The organism is Microvirga sp. BSC39, from assembly GCF_000739015.1.
Classification (GTDB): Bacteria; Pseudomonadota; Alphaproteobacteria; order Rhizobiales; family Beijerinckiaceae; genus Microvirga.
Genome location: NZ_JPUG01000070.1, coordinates 173,006 through 192,514 on the forward strand (window position 1 = coordinate 173,006; position 19,509 = coordinate 192,514).

22 protein-coding genes are annotated in these 19,509 nt (G+C 64.4%); 7 read left to right on the plus strand and 15 right to left on the minus strand.

Annotated elements, in window-relative coordinates:
- Nucleotides 1-280: 280 nt before the first annotated feature.
- The 4 genes from MA07_RS18475 to MA07_RS18490 all read left to right on the plus strand — a co-directional run bounded on the left by MA07_RS18475 (nt 281) and on the right by MA07_RS18490 (nt 3,981).
- Nucleotides 281-1,435 carry an aminotransferase gene (locus MA07_RS18475; RefSeq protein WP_036354401.1) on the plus strand — a complete coding sequence of 385 codons (1,155 nt, stop codon included), beginning with the start codon at nt 281-283 and terminating at the stop codon, nt 1,433-1,435.
- 23 nt (nt 1,436-1,458) lie between these two features.
- Entirely contained in the window at nt 1,459-2,001 is a 543-nt protein-coding gene (locus MA07_RS18480; protein ID WP_152568917.1) for a hypothetical protein, read from the plus strand.
- Nucleotides 2,002-2,078: 77 nt separating this feature from the next.
- Complete coding sequence (locus MA07_RS18485; protein WP_036354406.1) at nt 2,079-3,164, plus strand: polyamine ABC transporter substrate-binding protein; 1,086 nt, start codon at nt 2,079-2,081, stop codon at nt 3,162-3,164.
- A gap of 94 nt (nt 3,165-3,258) precedes the next feature.
- Entirely contained in the window at nt 3,259-3,981 is a 723-nt protein-coding gene (locus MA07_RS18490) for an SIMPL domain-containing protein (RefSeq protein WP_036354409.1), read from the plus strand.
- A gap of 19 nt (nt 3,982-4,000) precedes the next feature.
- Here the strand turns inward: MA07_RS18490 and MA07_RS18495 are convergent, their stop codons facing one another.
- The 9 genes from MA07_RS18495 to MA07_RS29725 all read right to left on the minus strand — a co-directional run bounded on the left by MA07_RS18495 (nt 4,001) and on the right by MA07_RS29725 (nt 12,365).
- Nucleotides 4,001-5,992: a methyl-accepting chemotaxis protein gene (locus MA07_RS18495; protein ID WP_081929032.1), complete on the minus strand. Its 1,992-nt coding sequence runs from the start codon at nt 5,990-5,992 to the stop codon at nt 4,001-4,003.
- A 94-nt stretch (nt 5,993-6,086) separates the two neighbouring features.
- Nucleotides 6,087-6,545, minus strand: coding sequence for a PTS IIA-like nitrogen regulatory protein PtsN (gene ptsN / locus MA07_RS18500; RefSeq protein ID WP_036354415.1), 459 nt, complete (start codon nt 6,543-6,545; stop codon nt 6,087-6,089).
- An 83-nt stretch (nt 6,546-6,628) separates the two neighbouring features.
- Nucleotides 6,629-7,204, minus strand: a complete 576-nt coding sequence (raiA, locus tag MA07_RS18505) for a ribosome-associated translation inhibitor RaiA (RefSeq protein ID WP_081929033.1) — start codon at nt 7,202-7,204, stop codon at nt 6,629-6,631.
- Nucleotides 7,205-7,329: 125 nt separating this feature from the next.
- On the minus strand, nt 7,330-8,742 hold the full coding sequence (gene rpoN / locus MA07_RS18510) for an RNA polymerase factor sigma-54 (RefSeq protein WP_036354418.1): 1,413 nt from the start codon (nt 8,740-8,742) through the stop codon (nt 7,330-7,332).
- An 82-nt stretch (nt 8,743-8,824) separates the two neighbouring features.
- Nucleotides 8,825-9,622 (minus strand): LPS export ABC transporter ATP-binding protein, encoded by a 798-nt coding sequence (gene lptB / locus MA07_RS18515; RefSeq protein ID WP_244445287.1) that lies wholly within the window; start codon nt 9,620-9,622, stop codon nt 8,825-8,827.
- A 102-nt stretch (nt 9,623-9,724) separates the two neighbouring features.
- Nucleotides 9,725-10,366: an LptA/OstA family protein gene (locus MA07_RS18520; RefSeq protein ID WP_052003304.1), complete on the minus strand. Its 642-nt coding sequence runs from the start codon at nt 10,364-10,366 to the stop codon at nt 9,725-9,727.
- Nucleotides 10,363-11,115, minus strand: a complete 753-nt coding sequence (gene lptC / locus MA07_RS18525; protein ID WP_052003305.1) for an LPS export ABC transporter periplasmic protein LptC — start codon at nt 11,113-11,115, stop codon at nt 10,363-10,365. The genes MA07_RS18520 and lptC overlap by 4 nt, the downstream gene beginning before the upstream one ends.
- 102 nt (nt 11,116-11,217) lie before the next feature.
- Complete coding sequence (locus MA07_RS18530) at nt 11,218-11,832, minus strand: ribonuclease D (protein ID WP_036354421.1); 615 nt, start codon at nt 11,830-11,832, stop codon at nt 11,218-11,220.
- Between the two features lie 110 nt (nt 11,833-11,942).
- Entirely contained in the window at nt 11,943-12,365 is a 423-nt protein-coding gene (locus tag MA07_RS29725; protein ID WP_052003306.1) for a hypothetical protein, read from the minus strand.
- Between the two features lie 246 nt (nt 12,366-12,611).
- Between MA07_RS29725 and MA07_RS18540 the strand changes: the two genes are divergently transcribed.
- Nucleotides 12,612-13,163 (plus strand): sigma-70 family RNA polymerase sigma factor, encoded by a 552-nt coding sequence (locus tag MA07_RS18540; RefSeq protein ID WP_081929035.1) that lies wholly within the window; start codon nt 12,612-12,614, stop codon nt 13,161-13,163.
- Nucleotides 13,164-13,224: 61 nt separating this feature from the next.
- Here MA07_RS18540 and MA07_RS18545 read toward each other — a convergent pair whose 3' ends face one another.
- On the minus strand, nt 13,225-13,713 hold the full coding sequence (locus tag MA07_RS18545; protein ID WP_036354424.1) for an Hsp20 family protein: 489 nt from the start codon (nt 13,711-13,713) through the stop codon (nt 13,225-13,227).
- A 221-nt stretch (nt 13,714-13,934) separates the two neighbouring features.
- Between MA07_RS18545 and MA07_RS30220 the strand changes: the two genes are divergently transcribed.
- Complete coding sequence (locus tag MA07_RS30220; RefSeq protein WP_160195458.1) at nt 13,935-14,096, plus strand: hypothetical protein; 162 nt, start codon at nt 13,935-13,937, stop codon at nt 14,094-14,096.
- Here MA07_RS30220 and MA07_RS18550 read toward each other — a convergent pair.
- The 5 genes from MA07_RS18550 to MA07_RS18570 form a co-directional block, all read right to left on the minus strand.
- Complete coding sequence (locus MA07_RS18550; protein ID WP_052003307.1) at nt 14,093-14,998, minus strand: YihY/virulence factor BrkB family protein; 906 nt, start codon at nt 14,996-14,998, stop codon at nt 14,093-14,095. The genes MA07_RS30220 and MA07_RS18550 overlap by 4 nt on opposite strands.
- 120 nt (nt 14,999-15,118) lie before the next feature.
- Nucleotides 15,119-15,874: a DUF2470 domain-containing protein gene (locus tag MA07_RS18555; RefSeq protein ID WP_036354426.1), complete on the minus strand. Its 756-nt coding sequence runs from the start codon at nt 15,872-15,874 to the stop codon at nt 15,119-15,121.
- A gap of 27 nt (nt 15,875-15,901) precedes the next feature.
- Nucleotides 15,902-16,411, minus strand: coding sequence for a heme utilization cystosolic carrier protein HutX (hutX, locus tag MA07_RS18560; RefSeq protein ID WP_052003308.1), 510 nt, complete (start codon nt 16,409-16,411; stop codon nt 15,902-15,904).
- A gap of 4 nt (nt 16,412-16,415) precedes the next feature.
- Nucleotides 16,416-16,754 (minus strand): antibiotic biosynthesis monooxygenase, encoded by a 339-nt coding sequence (locus MA07_RS18565; RefSeq protein ID WP_036354430.1) that lies wholly within the window; start codon nt 16,752-16,754, stop codon nt 16,416-16,418.
- 61 nt (nt 16,755-16,815) lie between these two features.
- A complete protein-coding gene (locus tag MA07_RS18570) occupies nt 16,816-19,083 on the minus strand; it encodes a TonB-dependent hemoglobin/transferrin/lactoferrin family receptor (protein ID WP_052003309.1) in 2,268 nt (755 codons plus the stop codon).
- Between the two features lie 243 nt (nt 19,084-19,326).
- Between MA07_RS18570 and MA07_RS29060 the strand changes: the two genes are divergently transcribed.
- The gene (locus tag MA07_RS29060) at nt 19,327-19,497 is read left to right on the plus strand and encodes a hemin uptake protein HemP (protein ID WP_244445283.1); all 171 of its coding nucleotides are present in this window, start codon (nt 19,327-19,329) and stop codon (nt 19,495-19,497) included.
- Nucleotides 19,498-19,509 lie beyond the last annotated feature (12 nt).

The window sequence follows — 19,509 nt, forward strand, 5'->3', positions numbered from 1 at the left end:
CGTCGAGCAGACGGACCCCGCCTTGAGCGGTCACCGGGCCGGCACCGCCTGTCCGCCTAAAGAAGCCGTGCGCGAAGAGACAGTTCGGCTCTTCCCTTTCACCATCACACATCGAGCCGGGCTGCCTGTCGCGCCACCCTCGATCACCCTTCAGGCTCGCAGCGCAAGCTGCGGGCCACAAGGCGCTGGTCTTTTTGAAATGAATGCCGGTTCGATCTCCCGCCACTCCATGTTACGAAGCAGATCAGCAACTTCAATAAACACCGATTGAGAGAGCGGCATGAACAATCTGTTCGCCAACCTGCCCACCACCGTCTTCGAAGTGATGTCGAGCCTGGCCCGGGAGACCGGCGCGATCAATCTCGGCCAGGGCTTTCCGGACGATCCCGGCCCGGAGGATGTGCGGCGGGCGGCGGCGGATGCGGTTCTCAACGGCTACAACCAGTATCCATCGATGATGGGCATCCCGGAACTGCGCTCGGCCATCGCCACACACTACAAGCACTGGCAGGGCATCGATCTCGATGCGAACACCGAAGTCATGGTCACGTCGGGAGCCACGGAGGCGCTCGCGGGCGCGATCCTCGGCATCGTGGAGCCGGGCGACGAGGTGGTGCTGTTCGAGCCCATGTACGACGCGTATCTGCCCCTCGTGCGGCTCGCCGGCGGCGTGCCGAAATTCGTCACCCTGCAGCCGCCGCATTTCCGCCTGACCGAGGAAACGCTGGCGCAGGCCTTCTCGCCCAAGACCAAGGCGGTCGTGTTCAACAACCCGCTCAATCCGACCGCCACGACGTTCTCGGACGAGGACCTGAACCTGCTGGCCGATTTCTGCCGCCGCTTCGATGCGATTGCGATCTCGGACGAGGTCTGGGAGCACGTGGTGTTCGACGGCAGGCAGCACCGGCCTATTCTGGCGCTCGACGGCCTGCGCGAGCGCTCGGTGAAGATCGGCTCGGCGGGAAAGATCTTCAGCCTCACGGGCTGGAAGGTCGGCTTCGTGTGCGCCGCGCCCCACATCATGAAGGTGCTGGCGAAATCCCACCAGTTCCTCACCTTCACCACGGCGCCGAACCTGCAGCATGCGGTCGCCTACGGGCTCGCCAAGGACGATGCCTATTTCGAGGACATGCGCAGGAATTTCGCCCGCAGCCGCGACCGCTTCACCGATGGCTTGCGGACGCTGGGCTTCGACGTGATCCCGAGCCAGGGCACCTACTTCGTCAACATCGACATCGCGCCCCTCGGCGAGAGCGACGATGTCGCCTTCTGCCGCCGCCTCGTCATGGAGCATGGAGTCGCGGCGATTCCGGTCTCGGCCTTCTACGCGGAGGGCGCGGTGAAGAACGTGGTGCGCTTCTGCTTCGCCAAGAAGGACTCGACCCTGGATGCCGGCTTGGAGCGGCTGGCCGACGCGGTCGGAAAAGCCCGCTGACCATGATCGGACGAGGATGCTCGATGCGCCGCATCACGATCCTGTCCGCCTTCCTCTGGCTCGCCCCGGCAGCAGCTCAGGCCGAGCCCCTGACGATCCAAGACCTGGCGGGCGCCTATCGCGTTCCCGTCAGGGTCGAGTTCCTCCACCCCGAGCGCCCTTTCAGAACCGAGCACGTCCTCGAGATCATCCCCTACGGGCAGGGGAGCTTCTACATCAACACACAGATCAACGGCCATCATGCCTGCACCCTCTCCGGCATCGCGGAGGTCGAAGGATCCCGGCTGGTCTATCGCAGCGTTCCGGGCGAGGACGACCCATGGCCGGCCTGTACGTTCTCCCTACGGCTTCACGCCGGCAGGATTGTTTTCGACGATGCCGAGGGAGCCTGTCGAAGGCTGTATTGCGGCGTGAGCGCAGGCTTCGACAACGTGAGTTTCGACGCGAGATCGCGGCGCCCTCTCGGCAACCTGAGCAGGATCCGCAGCTCCGCAGGCTACGGGGAGGCCGTTGCGATCTACGAGCGCCTCCTGCAGTGGCGCGCAATCCAGCCCAAACAGCCTTGACGCGCGGGGCAATAGGATTTCAATTGAGCGCTTGGCCAATAAAGGCTTTTCTTAATTTCAAGGAGTTCCCACCCCTGATGATCCGTCTTCTCGCTTCGGTTGCTCTGACCTTGAGCCTTGTAACCGCCGCCACCGCCCAGGAGCGTGTGGTCAACGTCTACAACTGGTCCGACTACGTGGACCCGAAGGCGCTGGACGAGTTCACGAAACAGACCGGCATCAAGGTGGTCTACGACACTTACGACAACAACGAGATCGTCGAGACCAAGCTGCTCGCCGGCAAGTCGGGCTACGACATCGTCGTGCCGTCGGGCCCCTTCGTGCAGCGCCTGATCGGCGCCAAGGTGTTCCAGAAGCTCGACAAGGCGAAGCTGCCGAACCTCGCCAACCAGTGGCCGGAGGTGACGCAGCGCCTGGCCGTGTTCGATCCCGGCAACCAGTTTGCCGTGAACTACATGTGGGGCACCACGGGCATCGGCATCAACGTGAAGAAGGTTAAGGAAATCCTGGGCGACGTGCCGCTCAACACCTGGGACCTCGTGCTGAAGCCGGAGATCTCCTCCAAGCTGAAGGCCTGCGGCATCTACATGCTGGATTCACCTGAGGACCTCTTCCCCGGCGTGCTCGCCTATCTCGGCCTCAATCCCGATTCCAAGCGCGTCGAGGATTTGAACAAGGCGGGCGATGCCCTGTTCCGCGTGCGCGGCAACATCCAGAAGTTCCACTCCTCCGAGTACATCAACGCGCTCGCCAACGGCGACATCTGCGTGGCGGTGGGCTACTCGGGCGACATGATCCAGGCTAAGAGCCGCGCCGAAGAGGCCAAGAACAACGTCGAGGTCGGCTACGTCATCCCCCGCGAGGGCGCGCTGATGTGGTTCGACAGCTTCGTGATCCCGGCGGACGCCAAGAACGTGGCCGAGGCGCATGAATTCATCAACTTCATGCTCCGTCCCGAGATCGCCGCCATGAACACGAACTTCGTGTCCTACGCGTCCGGCAATCTCGCGGCCAAGCAGCATATCGACAAGGCGATCCTCGACAATCCCGGCATCTATCCGGACGACGCCACCATGAAGCGGCTCTTCACCAACACGGCCTATGACGAGCGCTCCCAGCGCACCGTCACCCGCCTCTGGACCCGGGTGAAGACCGGCCGTTAATCCGCCGCTCAGATTCGGTCGCGCACAGTCGGCGCGCCCGCCAAGCTCCACCCGCTCGGGTGGAGCTTTTTCTTTTCAAGAAGGACGTTTCGTCATGCGTTCCGTAGCCGTCATCTTCCTCGCCATGAGCTTGGTCTCCCCTGCCTTCGCGCAGGCTCCCACCTCTCCACGTCAGCCCACGATCAGCGTCATGGGCACCGGCGAGGCGGAGCTGAAGCCCGATTTCGCGCGCATCCACGTGACGGTGGAAACCCAGGCCGACACGGTCGCGCAGGCGAGCGCCGCCAACAACACGGCCACGGAGCGGGTGCTCGCCCGCATCCAAGGCCTCGGCATCAAGCGCGAGGACATCCGCACGGCGAATTTCCAGGTTTTCCAGACGCCCCAGCAGGTCGGCCCCGACGGCAAGGAGATCAAGACCCCGAAGTTCTCCGCCCATCATCAGCTGCGGATCACCACCCGCGATCTCGACGGCGTCGGGCGCTTGGCCGGCGAGATCCTGGCGAGCGGCGACATGACGTTCCAGTCGGTCTCCTTCGGTCTCGACCGGCAGGAGGAAGGCGCGGACAAGGCGCGCGAGGCCGCCGTGCGCGATGCCAGGCGGCAGGCCGACGTGTATGCCGCCGCGGCCGGCGTGTCGCTCGGCCGCCTGCTGGAGATCCGGGACGGGTCCGCCCAGCCCTTCGAGCCGCAGCCCGACATGCGCATGTCGATGACGATGGCCAAGGGAGCGGAATCGGTGCCGATCGTGCCCCCGGCGACGATCCGCTACACGGCCAATGTCCAGCTCGTCTGGGAAATGGCCGGGCAGCCGTAAGGTCCCCAGCCTTTCGATCTTAAGCCGCCTTCACGCTGTTGAGGAACTGGTGGATTTCGGCACCGAGCCGCTTTGCTTGGTGCTCCAGAGCCACCGAGAGATCCGCCACAGCCCGGGCTGCATCGAGAGACTGCACGGCGACGCCTTGCGTGGTCTCGATCGCCGAGGTGCCCGCCTGCGCTTCCGTGGAGACCTGAGCCACCGACTGGGCGATCTCCGATACTGCCGCCGTCTGCTGGCTCACGGTTCCGGCCACCGTGGACACGACCCCGGCCAGATCCTCGACGGAGGCCTGCACGGTGCCGAGCGCCACCAGGGTTTCCCGCGAGGCGGCCTGGACCGCCTCGATCTGCCGGGCGATCTCCTCGGTGGCCTTGGCGGTCTGGCCGGCCAGATCCTTCACCTCGTTGGCCACGACGGCAAAGCCCTTGCCGGCCTCGCCGGCGCGGGCCGCCTCGATGGTGGCGTTGAGCGCCAGGAGGTTGGTCTGCGCCGCGATGGAGCGGATGAGGCCCGCCACCTCGCCGATCTGCGATGTCGCGGACGACAGCACCGACATGCTGCTCGAGGCTCCGCGGGCCTCGGCCACGGCGCGCTCGGAGGCCTTCGCCGAGGCGTTCGTCTGAGCGGCGACTTCGGCCAGGGACGCATCGAGCTCCTCGGCGGCGCTCGCCACCGCCGACATGTTGTGCGCCGTCCGCAGGGAGGCGCTTCCTGCGATCTGCGCCTGCTGGGTCACGTGGTTGGCCGAGCCCTCCAGCTGGCCGGAGGCCCTGGCGAGATCGCCCGTGACATCGCGGACCTCCGCCAGGATCTGCTCGACCGTGGCGTCGAACGCCATGATGGCGTTGGAGATCGCATGGGCGCGCTCGGCATCGAGTGCCGCCATGCCCTCGCGCTCGTGGGTGAGCCGCTCGCGCTCGCGGGCATTGTCGCGGAAGACCAGCACGGTGCGGGCCATGGCGCCGATCTCGTCGGTCCCCTTGGTGGAGGGAATCTCCACGGAGGCGTCGCCGTCGGCGAGCCGGCGCATCGCCTGCTGCAGGCGGGTGAGCGGCAGGGAAATCGAACGCCCGACGATGAAGTTCAGAACCAGGCCGAAGAGAAGCGTTGCGCCCATGGCCCACAGGATCAGGGTGAAGGTGCGCTGCTGCGAGGCGGTGAGCTGGTCATCGGTCTTATGAGCCTCGGTACGGACCTTGGCGAGCAATTGATCGAGCGCCGGCACGAGCAGGTCGAACTGCCCCATCAGCTTCTCGCTCTGGCCCGAGACCTCCCGCTCCAACTCGCCCCAGGCATTGAAAGCCTCCTGGAACGACACGCTGGCGCTCTCGACGGCAGCCTTCTCCTTGGCAAGATCACCGGAGAGCTGGGCCAGGGCACGGGTGAAACGTCCCTGCTCGACCTCGAAGGCTCCCAGGATGCTCTCCTCGAGCAGGATGCGGGCGCGGGCTTCCTGGTTGAACATGCCGAGCATGGCGGCCCACAGGCGCCATGTGATGGTCTCGCCGCTGCCCGTCAGGGGCCGCACCAGCTTCTCCAAGTTCGCCTCGGCCTTGAGAAGGCGCCCCTGCGCACCCTCGTCGGGTTTGGTGCCGATAGCGGTATAGAGCTTGTCGAGAGCCCTGCCCTGGCTGAGCAGGGCAGCGGCATGCTGCTTCAGGGAGGCAATCTCGGGCTCGATCAGGGTCGCGCCCGGTGCCGCGCTCATCTCGTCGAGCTGAGCAGCCAGAGACTTGTGCTGTTCCAAGAAGGCTTGGCCATGATGGCTGAGCCGGCTCGTGGTCCATTCGCCGGCCACCACCTTCAGGCCATCGGCCCGGCCGCGGAACCCGTTGGCCTTCTCGGCGAGGGCCGAATAGGTCTGCTGTGCCGAGAGCGCCTGCTCCACCTCGGAACGGCCCGTCTGGAACACCGCACCGATGACCGCAAAGCCAAGCACCATCACGCCGCTCAAAGTCGCGACGCGCATCCGCACCGACGGTTGTTTCAACCGAGCCAGAAACGCCATTGCCCCCGAATCCTTCTTGTACCGTTGCGGCAAGATTGCGGAGGACGTCTTAAAGATATCTTTACGTTAGGTCAGAAGCCGGATCCTGCCGGCGTCAGGCGGCCTTGGGCATTTCGGTCATGATGGCGTAAAGAGCCTCAGGATCCCGGGTGGCGCGCACCCGCTCGATCAGGCCGGGCTCACGCAGGACGCGGGCAACCCGCGCCAGGGCCTTCAGGTGATCCGCTCCGGCGCCTTCGGGGGCGAGGAGCAGGAACATCACGTCCACCGGCTGGCTGTCGAGGGCTTCGAAATTCACCGGCTTGTCGAGACGGGCCACGAGACCGAAGATCCGGGTCAGGCCCGGCAGCTTGCCGTGAGGAATGGCGATGCCCTCGCCGATTCCGGTAGAGCCGAGGCGCTCGCGCTGCAGGAGAGACTCGTAGATGGCCGTCTCGGAAAGGCCTGTGAGCCGGGCCGCCTGGGAAGCCAGTTCCTGAAGAGCCTGCTTCTTGCCGCTGACGCGCAAGGCGGGCAGGACGGCCTGAGGGTCTAGAAAGTCCAGCAAGGGCATCGATCACGCTGCATTCTTGATGTGAAGCCTGGAAGGCCTCTCACCGTTCCACGCAAGAACTGGGCCAAAAGAGGTAGTTCCCCTCAGGCCTGTGCGAGCGGCGGATCAACCCAACCGATTGCTCCGTCACCGCGGCGATATACGACGTTCACGCGTCCGGTGCTAGCGTGGATGAACACAAGAGCGGCTGCCCCGGTCAGATCGAGCTGCACCACAGCGTCGCTGACGGAGAGCGTGTGAAGCGGCTTCGTGGTCTCGGCTACGACGATAGGATGATAGCCCTCCTCCTCGACGTTTTCGTCGCTCGGCGCCTCGAAGACCGCATAAGGGACCTCCAGGCTGCCGGTGCGTGCACCGGTGCCGGACTTGTCCTTGAGGCGCTGCTTGTAGCGGCGCAGGCGGTTCTCGATCCGGCCTGCGGTCTGGTCGAAGCTGGCATAGGCATCGCCGGCTGCGCCTGAAGCCTCCAGGGTCATGCCGGAAGTGAGGTGTAGCACGCAGTCGGTGCGAAATCCGCCGCCGTCACGGGTGACGGTCACATGGCCGGAATAGCCGCCGTCGAAGTATTTCGCCAGCGCACCGGCCATTCGGGCCTGGACCTGAGACCTGAGAGCTTCGCCGATATCGAGATTCTTCCCCGACACTCTCAATGTCATCATATCCTCCTCAACTGGCTCTTTCACCGTGGCGCCGTCGCTTGGCCGCGATCCCTTAGGGCATGACGCTTGGAGATGATGATCCGAATGGAGTTCAATGCAAGTCTTGAAATCTCAAGGCTGACCGGTCAAGCTTCGCGACTGTGCCGGCGACGACGAACCGCCGAGGATGGGATCCGCAGAGCCTCCCGGTACTTCGCCACCGTGCGGCGGGCGACATGAATCCCCTCCCTTTTCAATCTTTGGGCAATTGCCTCATCCGAGAGCACGTCTTCGGGCGTCTCGGCACCGATCAGCTGAGCGATGCGGTGACGTACGGCCTTGGCGGCATGCTCGCCTTCGCCCGTGGCGGCGCCGAAGAAGAACTTCATGGGATAGGTGCCGCGCTCGCTGCCGATGGCCTTGTTCGCCGCCACCCGGGAGACCGTGGATTCGTGCATGTCGATGGCGTCCGCTACGCTCTTCAACGTCATGGGACGTAGCCCGGCGATCCCTTCGCGGAAGAAGTCCTCCTGCTGGCGGGCGATCTCGGTGGCAACCTTCAGGATGGTCCTGGCACGTTGCTCCAGGCTGCGGGTGAGCCAGCTCCCGGTCTGGACGCACTCGGACAGGAAGCTCTTGTCCTCGTCCTTGCGCAGTACCTTCGCCACCTCCGTGTAATAGGCTCGGTCGAACAGGATCCGGGGCAGGGTGTCGGGATTGAGCTCGACCCTCAAGCTGCCGTCGGGCGCGGGCCGCACCAGCACATCGGGCACCAGCACATCGATCCTGGCGGGCGTAAAGGCGAGACCCGGTTTGGGCTCCAGGCGGCGGATCTCGGCCAGCATATCGGCGAGATCTTGCCCGTCGACGCCGCACACTCTCCGCAGAGCGGGGAAATCCTGCCGGGCAACGAGATGCAGATGCTGGAGCAGCGCCTGCATGGCCGGATCGAGCCGGCCGCGCTCCTTCAGCTGGATCTTCAGGCATTCGGCAAGATCCCGCGCACCGACGCCGGAGGGCTCGAAAGTCTGGATCAGCCGCAGGGCCGCTTCCACCTCGGCGGCCGCTACTCCCAGATGTGCGGCGATCTCGTCCGGGTCCTCCCTGAGGTAGCCGGCCTCGTCGAGGCTGTGAATCAGGTGCTCGCCGATCGCGCGAAGGTGAGAATCAAACGTGGCGAGATCGAGCTGCGCCTGCAGGTGTTCCGTCAGGCTGGCCGTGCGGGCCAGCGTCTCCTCCAGCTCGGGCCTGATCTCGCCGTGAGCGGGACCGGGCGTTCCCGAGGCGGGTTGGCCGCGCAGGGGCGGCGGACCGGGAACGATCCTGGCGCCTGCGGCTTGCGCCTTCTGCCGAGCGCGCAGGAAGTCGGCAAGGCTCAGGCTGGGCGTGTCAGCCCGGATCTCGCCTTCCTGAAGCAGGGGATTGCGTTCGAGTTCCGCCGCCACATAGGCCGCGAGCTCCGCATGGGAGAGCTGAAGCAGCTTGATGGATTGAACGAGCTGGGGCGTCATGGTCAGGGACTGGCCCTGGCGCAGCTCCAGCCGTTGCATCGCACTCATGACCGCACCCGAAACGGCATGCTTCTTGCATGCCGTTTACTTTCTACCGGGATCGGGAGCGATCCGTCAAAAGGGATACGTCTCAGTAGAGCCGGAAATCCTCGCCCAGATACAGGCGGCGCACTTCCTCGTTCGCCACGATGGCGTCCGGCGTGCCCTCTGTGAGCACGCGGCCGGAATGGATGATGTAGGCGCGGTCGATGAGCCCCAGGGTCTCGCGGACGTTGTGGTCGGTGATGAGGACGCCGATGCCGCGGCGGGTCAGGTGCCGCACGAGGTTCTGGATGTCGCCGACCGCAATCGGGTCAATGCCCGCGAAGGGCTCGTCGAGGAGCATGAAGGTCGGCTCGCCCGCCAGCGCACGGGCGATCTCGCAGCGGCGCCGTTCGCCGCCCGAGAGCGCGATCGAGGGGGACTTGCGCAGACGCGTGATGTTGAACTCCTCGAGGAGCGCGTCGAGCTTGCGCTCGCGCTCCTTGCGGCTGGGCTCCACGATCTCGAGCACGGCGCGGATGTTGTCTTCCACGTTGAGGCCGCGGAAGATCGAGGCTTCCTGCGGAAGATAGCCGATGCCCAGCCGGGCCCGGCGATACATGGGCAGGCCTGTCACGTCATGGCCGTCGAGGCTGATGACGCCCCGATCCGCCCCGACGAGACCGGTGATCATGTAGAAGATCGTGGTCTTGCCTGCGCCGTTCGGCCCGAGGAGGCCGACGGCTTCGCCCGCCCGCACCTGCAGACCCGCGTCCTGGACGACGGTGCGGCCGCGATAGCTCTTCTGCAGGCCCTTCACGGCCAGAATGCCGGCGCCGCCGAAGACAGCCTCACCCTCGGTCCGGGAGGAGCCATGCAGGACCGGCCCGGGCGCATGGGGCTCCAGGAGGCTCACGTCCGAAGGACCGGGTTGAGATCGGTTGAAAAGCGGTTTCACAAGGCTCGTCGCTGATGATGAATGGGAGAAGAGGGAAGGGAACGACCCGTATTAGTTCGTGGCTGGCTTTTGCTGGGGCTTCGGCTTGGCATTGCCCTGGGCGGCTCCGCCGGCTCCTGTGGGGGCCGGGCCGCCGTTGCCGGGCACGAACAGCGCCCTCACGCGGCCGCCGGGGGTCGTCTCGATGTTGGCCACGCCGGTGTTGATGTCGTAGAGCACCCGCTCGCCCTTGGTGACGTTGGGCCCGTCGCTCAAGGTGGCATTGCCGGTGAGCATGATTTTGTTGGAGCCGCGGTCGAAGGTGGCGTTCTCGCCCGTGGCGACCTGGGTCCGGGACACGATGGTGACCGGTCCCTTGCAGTCGATCTTCTTGATCGCGCTGTCATCGGCCCCTTGTGCGGCAGGGGCTGCCGCCTGTCCGCCGTTCTGGTCCCGCTGCTCGTAGAACACGGTCATGATCGTGCACTTCATGGTGCTCTCGCCCTGAACCGCCACCACGTCGCCGGTGAAGACAGCGCGTCCCTCCTTGTCGAAGACGTCGAGCTTGTTGGCATCGATCTTGATCGGCTCCTTGCTGGAGCCGAAATTGCCGAAGCCCACCGCGCGCTCCTTGCCGGCCTGAGCCCAGGCGGCGTGTATCGGAACGGAAGCGAGAAGCGCGACAGTGAGGGCGGTGCGTGAGAAACTCATCATGGACGGGTACTTGTCTGTTGGGGCGCTGGGGCTGAAGCAGGCATCGTGGAGCCTGTGCCGGCAGCGTCCTTGGACGATGGGGCGGAGCGGGACGGTTCGAGAACGGTGCGCACGCGGCCTTCGAAGCTCATCACCTTGCCGTTGTCCGTCACCTTCAGCTTCTCGGCCTCGATGGAGCCGTTGCCGAACGAGACCTCGACGGGTTCGTTGGATGTGACGTTGCCGGACTTGAACTGGACGAAGGCCGACCGAAGCTTGACCTCGTGGCCCGCATCCGTGGTGACCACGATGTTGTCGCGCAGCCGCATCTGCTCCCGCTTGGTATCCAGAGTACCGCTCGCGGCCTGGAGCAGTGCGACGCTGCCGCGGTCATCCGTGACGATGCGGGCCTTGAGCCCTTTGAGCTGCACCAAGTCGGGCTTGCGTACGTCCTGCGTGGCCTCCGTGGCAGTCACCTCGTAGGGGCGGTTGTCGTTCTTGAAGCCGGTGAGCTTCGGGCTCGCCATGGTGACGTTGCTGCCGCTCACCCCGATCGAGCCGAAGCTCAGGTTCTCGATGTTCCGGAACGGATCGTAATAGGCCACGAATCCCACGGCGGCCATGCCGATCAGGGAGCCGAGGGGAATGGCGATCTTGGCGAAGCGCACCCAATGGGAATGGCGGCGGGCCTTGGTGTAGGCGCGCGTCGACCGGCCGGCCGGCCTCAAGGCCGGGCCGTCAAGCATCGTGGTGCCCTCGATTCCCGCCACTTCTGAACCCCTTCCGCCTCACAATCGGCCCCGCGCCATGACGGACGGACATGGCGATGTTATGACGGATATGGGTTTTATGCGGGAAAGTTTAAGCGCCCGTCAAGAATGGGCGAAAATATCCGTCTCGGGCCAGCCGAGGAGGTCGAGCTGCGCCCGGGTCGGCAGGAAGCTGAAGCATTGATGGGCGACGCCGAGACGGTTCTCCCGCTCCAGCATGCGGTCGAGCTTCTCCTTCAGGGCGTGCAGGTGCAGCACGTCCGAGGCCGCATAGTCGAGCTGGGCCGGCGTGAGCGTGTCGGCGCCCCAATCCGAGGATTGCTGCTGTTTCGACAATTCCACGCCGAGTTGCTCCCGCGCCAGATCCTTGAGGCCATGGCGGTCGGTATAGGTGCGCACGAGCCGCGAGGCGACCTTGGTGCAATAGACCGGGCGCGGCATGACCCCGAACGTATGGAAGAGCACGGCAAGATCGAAGCGGGCATAATGAAAAATTTTGAGCACGCTCTCGTCGGATAGGACGCGGATCAGATTTTCCGGCAGGGGGCCGTCCTTGAGGACCTGCACCACGTCCGCCGTGCCGTCCCCGGTGGAGATCTGCACTACGCAGAGCCTGTCCCGATGCGGGTTGAGGCCCAGCGTCTCGGTATCGATGGCGATGGCGGAGCCGGGTGTGTAATTCGCGGGCAGGTCGCCGCGATGAAAGCGTACGGTCATGAAGCATCCAAAATCTGACAGGACAGGCTTAACGCGTCCGGTCTCTGGCTTCAACGGATGAGAAAAGCCCCGCGGAGGCGGGGCTTTCCAGTCTTCGATGGTGCCGACCCTCAATAGCAGGTCTGGACCCGGCGAACGATGACGCGCCCATACGGGGTGAAGATCCGACGGCGCTCGAAGAAGCAGCGGGGCGGCGCGTAATAGGCCGGAGCGTAATACGGGTTGGCCGCAGCGCTCACGATGGCCCCCAGCGCCAGACCGCCGATCAGGCCGGCCGCGATGGCGCCTCCGTTGGAGCGCCGGTAATACCGATAGGGATAGCCGTAATGGCGGCGCGGACCGTAGTAGGCGGAGCGATAGCCTCCATAATAGCGTGGCCCATAATAGGCCCGGGGAGCATAGGGGCGGTAGCCCCAGCCGGCTTGGTAGTGGGGTCCCCAGTAGGGCTGGGCGTCGGCGGGAGCGGGCTGAACGATCATGGAACCGGCGAGGGCAAGGCCCGCCGTCATCAGGTTTTTGAACGACACGCGCATGGTGCCCTCCAAGAAGCAGGAGCCTCCAAGACAACAATTCGCCGAGCGTCCATGTTCCGCTTTTGTCTGCTCATATCCTTGATGCTCGGCTTTCAGCGCAGACCCTTGACCAATCCGACTGTGCTTCAAGAGGAGGCATATCTCAGGAGTGAAGCTCACGGGATGTCGTCAAGCTTCGCATAGGTTAATGCAGCAGGGCGCCAAGCAGGGCTTGCTGAAAGGCTCGCACTGGAAGGAGTTGGTAGAGTGTCCATCGAAAACTCCCTGAAGGAGCAGATGCTCGCAGCCATCCCGCATCTGCGCGCCTTTGCCATCTCCCTTTCCGGCAGCGTCGACAGGGCGGACGATCTGGTGCAGAGCGCCCTGCTCAAAGGTCTGAGCAATTTCGACAAGTTCCAGCCCGGCACCAGCATGCAGGCGTGGCTCTTCACGATCCTGCGCAACGACTTTCTGACCCAGATCCGCAGGAAAAAGCGCGAGGTCGAGGATCCTGAAGGTTCCTGGGCCGAGAAGGTTGCAGTCATGCCGGACCAAGGCTCACGGCTCGATTTCACGGACATGCTCAAGGCCCTCGGCAAGCTTCCCGTGGACCAGCGCGAGGCGCTGCTCCTGGTAAGCGCGGAAGGGCTGTCCTACGAGGACGCAGCGCGGATCTGCGGCACCAATATCGGCACCATCAAGAGCCGCATCAATCGCGCCCGCAACCGCCTGGCGGAACTGATGAAGTTCGATGCGAACGACGATCTCGGCCCCGACCGCCTCGTCAGGGCCGCTCTGTTCATGCACGCCTCGCCTTGAGCTGCGCATGGTGGGCGCTTGGCGCCGGCACTCCGCCGGCGCCATTGAAAGGCGCATCCAGTTATGCAGCCTTGCCGTGCTCGATCTGCGCACGCTGGTTATCCTGCCCCAGGCTCTTCATGCCGTTGCCGGAATTGATCTCGATGCGGCGCGGCTTCAGGGCCTCGGGCACCTCGCGCTTGAGCTCGACGGACAGCAGGCCGTTTTCAAGGTTCGCACCCACCACCTTCACGTGATCTGCGAGGTTGAAGATCTGCTTGAAGGCGCGGGTCGCGATGCCGCGGTGCAGATACTGCTTGCTCTCGTCGGAGCCCTTCTTCTGGCCTATCACGAGAAGCTGGCCTTCTTTCTGCGTGAGCTCGATCTCCTCAGGAGAGAAGCCCGCAACGGCCATGGTGATGAGGTACTGGTCCTCACCCAGCTTCTCGATGTTGTAGGGCGGCCAGTTGGCCATGGACTCGACCTGGGTCGACTGGTCGAGCATGTCGAACAGTCGGTCAAAGCCGACTGTCGAGCGGTACAGGGGTGAGAAGTCGAAAGCTGTTCTCATAACCACATCCTCCAATGAGCAACATGGATCCGAGAGCGCCGGACACCCGCCGGCGCCCGTATGGCCAAGCCTTTGAAAGGCCTTGGCAATCCTGATTTTAGGATCAATTTTTCCGGTTTTCAAGAGGGGAGAATCGGCCTGATCACTTGCCTGTGAGACGGGCTGGCCATTCGGTCTGCTTGGCCCTAGCATCAGCCTGCCTCGACCAGGGAACGACCAACATGCTTCGCATCTTCTCCCTCGCCTTGTTGACCATCTTCGCCGCTCCGGCCTTCGCGACGGAGACGCCCACGGACAACACCATCGTTGCCCAGGAGCAGCGGCCTCCGCAGCAGAGTCCGAAGCGAGATTGCGAGAGGAAGCAGGACGAGGGTGTGAGCTAGAGCTGCACCACAGAAGCAGGTTCTGCTTCCAGAATGGCTGTGGCGCGATCGTCGGCAGGCTTTGTCCGCCGCCGCAGGGCAGCGTTGAGCTCGGCCCCGAAGATGAAGATCGCCGCCGAGATCTGCAGGAAGATCAGCGCGGTCAGAATTCCCGCGAGCCCCGCATAGGTCGCTTTCAGGTGGGTCATGTTGGCCAGGAACTCGCCGTAGAGACTGGCGCCGAGAAGCCACAGGACCAAGGTCGCGGCGATGCCGGGCAGCACGTTCCATGCGCGGGGCCGGGCATCCGGCAGCCAGAGATGAGTGGCCGCGAGGCCCGCCACCAGGATGACGGAAGCCAATCCGTAGCGAACCGCGTCATAGGTAAGACCCAGAGACTTCAGGTCCGGCATCGACAGCACCGCGGCGCGCCAGAAGGACGGCCACAGCACCACGAGGACCGCAGACGCCACCAGCGCGCCCGCGCCGATCAGCACGAAACCCGCACCGATCAGCCGGGCCTGCCACCAGGGCCTGAACCGTTCGACCCCGTAGGCCCGGCACAGGGCGATGCGCAGGCTCTCCACGCCGTTCGTGGCGACCAGCAGGGTGAGCACGATGCTGATCGTCAGCACGTTCCGGCGGGGGATCAGAACCTTGTCGGCCTCCCGCGCCAGCGGACCCGCGACTCCCTCAGGCCAGAAGTCGAACAGCAGGTGAATGATATGGGTGGAGATGCGTCCGGCCCCGAGAATGGCTGCCAGCGCCGCGACGCAGATCAGGAATGGAAAGAGCGCGATCACCAGGGAGAGCACCACGTGGCTTGCCATGGCAAGGCCGTCATTGCGCGAGAAGCGCACGCCCGCATCGGCGATGGCCGCGAGGATCGAGCGGGCGTAGGGAGGAAGAACGGGGAAGCGCATCGTCGGATTGGATTCCTGGACCGGCAGATCGGACGGATGCTGTTGCGCGATCCGATCCCTTGATGCGGTGCTCAGGGGCTCGAGGCAAGGTCCATTCTGCCACAGGCCTCCGGTGCTTTTCTAGGAAACCCGGCCTCGTGCCTCATTCGCCAGCCGGACGAGCATCGGCCGCACCTCATGCGGGCCGGTGAGCGCTCTTGGGAAGGGCAGGCGCAGGGTCTCGTCGCCCAGCGCCATCTGAACGCCTTCCGGGTCGATGCCGATCAGGCGCCAGGCGCCCTCGCGGGCGCCGCAGAGCTGCGTGGCATAAAGCGCCACCGCGTCGGCATGATCCTCGTTCATGTGCTCGACCGCCTGGGCCTCGAAATCGTAGAAGTCGAAGAACCCGGACAGATCCGCCAGCAGATCCTCCCTGGACATGCGATAGGCCCGGCCGAAGCCCCCGTTGAGGCTGCCCGACACGAACTTGAGGCGCCAAAAGGCGAAATCGGGAAAGTCCACGTAGAGTTCGGCCTTGGGATGCTGCAGCAGGTAGCGGCGGCGGACCTGCTGTGTCTCAAGGCTGTCCCGTTCGAGCCTGTGCGCCTCGGCCAGGAGGGTCAGGCGAGGATGAGCCAGCGGGTCGCCCTTGCCGATGGAGGACAGGAGCAGCGAGCAGCGCGGATCGGCCTCCAGCAGCCGGGTATGGGCCGAGAGTTGGGAGGTGAGGATGACCGGCGACCCGTCGAGATCCGTTCCCACCTGCACGAGGCTGGCAAACGGCATGCCGCTCTGCGCATCGTTGGTGGCAAGTGCGCCCGAGCGCACCGTGCGCATGAGCTTCTTGGCAAGCCCGCGGGCCTCGTCGTCGACCGGAAGGACCGGATCTTTCGCCATGCTCTTCGCCTCTCCCTGTATGGCCGGTTAGGCCGACTGGCGATGTTCCGCGAGCAGCGCCTCGAACCGGGCGACCTGATCCGCCTTGAGGGAACGGTCTTTGTTGCGCCCCACGAAAATCTTGAACATCACACCGCCCTCGTGGTTGACGAACTGCACCGAGCAGGAGCGCCGGCCGAAGAAGGGACGGTCGACGAAATAGATGGACCGGCAGCGCTCCATCCTCAAGTGCCCGCCGATGGGGCTCTCGCCGTGGATGTTGAAATAGCCGCGGCCTTCCGTTCCCGGTGGAACGCTGCCCTCGCATTCGAACACGCCGTCACGGGTATGCACCACGAGGGTGATCGCCCCCCATTGCGTCACCTCCTGCCAGATCTCCCGGTAGAGATCGCCGGGCACCCGCACGGCGGCCTCCGCTGGAAGACAATCGAGAACGGCCTGCATCGCCACGCCGTGCTTTTCCGCAACCTGCTCGAGGATGCCGTCCGGCCTCATTGCAAGATCCTGGCGGATCAGTTCGCTCACGGAAGCGCTCATTCTCTTATTCCGCCGCCTTCGCCGTCAGCCCGATGGTTTGGATCACGTCGAATCCTTCGAATTCCGGGTGGCCCAGGGTCAGGGGCTTGTTGGAGCCTGTGCTGGCGCGCGTATGGGAGGCACGGAACTGCTCGGAGCGCGTCCAGGCTTCGAACTGCGCCTTCGAGGCCCAGACGGTGTGCGAGGAATAGAGCACGTGATCCTCGCGCTCGGGGCCGCGCAGCATGTGGAACTCGATGAACCCGTCGAGCTCATGCAGGTAGCTCTCCCGCGTAAGCCAGCGCTGCTCGAACTCCTGCGTGGCGTCCTTCAAAACCTTGAAGCGGTTCATGGCGATGAACATGGGTGTCTCCATTGTCAGCAAAGCGGACGCGCGGGGAACCTGCGCTCCCCGCGCCTAAAAGTTACCAGCGGATCGTCGCGTTGAGAGCGAAGGTGCGGCCCGATGCGCGCAACAGATCGAGGTTGCGGTTGGAGGCCAGCACGCCGGCCACATCCTGGGCGTTGTGGTACTCGGCATCCAGAAGGTTGTAGGCGCTCAGGTTGAGCGAGAGATTCGGCGTCGGGTCGTAGAAGACCAGGGCATCCATCGTCACATAGGAATCCGGCCGGAAGTAGGTCGCATCGCTCACCCGGTTCTTTCCCGCAGCACCGCGCGCTCTGACCTCGGCGCCCCAGCCGGCTTCATGCTGGTAGCGGATGCCCGCATGGGCTGTGAACGGATCGACGGAGTCGATCGGAAGCCCCGTCTCCTCGTCCTCGCCCTGCGCATAGGCCAGCGCTCCGAAGATCGACCAGTTCGGGGTGAGGCGCCAGTCGCCCTTGGCCTCGATGCCCCAGATCCGCACGTTCGACAGGTTCTGGTATTGAAACTGGGTGAGGCCTGCCGGAGACGTGCCGACGGTCACCGTCTCGATGAAGTCGTTATAGAGATTGTAGAAGCCCGACACCTGGAAGCTGGAGCCGTTGTCGAAGCGCCCGCGCAGACCGACTTCGAAGCCGTCGCTGGTCTCCGGCTTGAGATTGCCGTTCGGCAGGATCTCATAGAAGAAGATCGGATTCGAGAAGCCGAAATTCGCCGTGTCGTAGGGCGGCGCGCGGAAGCCGCGGGCATACTGACCGAACACACGCAGCTGATCCGTCAGGTCGTAGGTGATGCCGAACTTGGGCGAGACGGCGAATTCGTTCTGCTCCTCGACGGCGAAGTCGCGCTGGTTCGAGCGGTCGAAATCCGCATCCGGGTTCGGATCGAGATGATAGGTGTCGAAGCGGATGGCGGGAATGATGCGCAGCCTTCCATAGCGCGCGGTGTCCTGCACGTAGAGGCCGGCCTGCACCGTCTCCGTGTCAGGAAAATTCTTGTTGGGGAAGGTCTCGCCGGAGATCGTGGGCGTCTCGACGCCCGTGTCGAGATTCCGCTCGATCCTGTTGCGCGGACGCGACGTGGTGGTCGAGTCGATGGAGGCACCGTAGATGAAGCTGTGCTCCCACTCGCCCCATTGGCGGGTGCCCGAGAACTGAACTTCAGCGCCGTAGATCTCCTGGTTGAATCCGAAATCCGAGAAGCGGATGCGGTTCGGCTCGGCCGGTGGACCCGTAAACGATGTGCCGCGCTGCTGCAGCGTCTTCTCCTCGCGGTCCACCTTCGTCCAGTACACGCTGGTGCGCACCGTGTCGGCCACGGACCAGGTCACGGGCAGCGTCCAGTCGAAGCTCAGGCGCGGCCGGGTGGTGGTGTCCTCCGCATCGGAATCGAACACGCGGCTAAAGGGCATGCCACCGCCGCCGGGCATGTTCGAGCGGTCGCTGAGAAGCTCCGTGCCGACCTCCTTGCGCAGGAACTCGCCGGTGAACTTGAACTGCCCCCAATCGCCTGCATTGTAGAGCAGCTTGGCGAGCACGTTGTCGGCGGAGAAGTCCTGCGGGTTGGGCCGCAGCGTCGAGTCGTCGTCGAGGTTGGGCCGCACCTCGTGACCCTGGCGGTGGGTGTAGAGGATGAGCGACTCCCACGGCCCGAAGCGCCAGGCTCCGGTATAGGTCTGCAGGAAGCTTCTGTCCTCGCTGTCGTAGCCCGTCTTGGCCGAGAGATACCAATCCTTGCCGACGAGATTGAGGTAATCGGACGGATCCTTGGTGACATAGGAGACCACGCCGCCGATGGCGTCGCTGCCATAAAGAGCCGAGGACGGACCGCGGATGATCTCGACCTGCTTCAGGCTGTCGAAATCGACGAAGTCGCGGGTATAGGTGCCCGCACCGATATTGGTCTCGGGAAAGTCCGGGATCTTGACCCCATCCACCTGCACGCGCACGCGGTTCTCGCCGATGCCGCGGATCACGTAATTGGTGGCGCCGCCGCGCGACGGCTGATTGCCGACGGAGACGCCGGGCTCCTCGCGGGCGAGATCGCGCGGGGAGTTGATGTTCTTCCGGTCGATCTCCTGCTGCGACGTGACGCTCACCGTCGAGGGGCTGTCATAGACGGGCGTCGGTGCACGCTCGGCCGTGACCGTGATGGCGTCGAGCGTGGTGAACAGGGGCGCCTCCGGCGTCGGGGCCTGCGCTTGCGCCTGCGCGCCGGTGGCCAGCGTCGCGCCCGTGAGAGGGGCGAGAACGAGAAGGGCAAGGGGTGAGGTGGACGCGCGAAGGCCTTCGCGCAGGAAGGTAATCATCCTGACGATTCCAGTCTTTCATAGTGTTTTTCTTGAGGACTGGCTGGCTCGCGCAGAAATCGAATTCACGCTGGCTGGCTACTCGCCCATCTCCTGCCGGAGAAGGGTTTACATCCGATAGCCAAATCAAGTAACTGCGTCAATACGGGCTCTCGTCTTCGTAGTTTTACATAGTTCTAAACTGCGAATACATGAGCGGATTTCTAATATGCAGTTTAGAGCAAGTAAAATCTGGGGACCATCGTGCACAACCCGCCTTCACCATCGGACATCAAGCCTGACAGGGCACCTCCGGCGAAAGAGATCGATGTGGCAAGCCTGATCGGAGCGGGGCGCGAGGTGGTGCTCCTCCACCGGGGCGAACGCTACCGCCTGCGCGTCACCGCCAGCGGCAAGCTGATCCTCACCAAGTAGAAGGATGCTCTC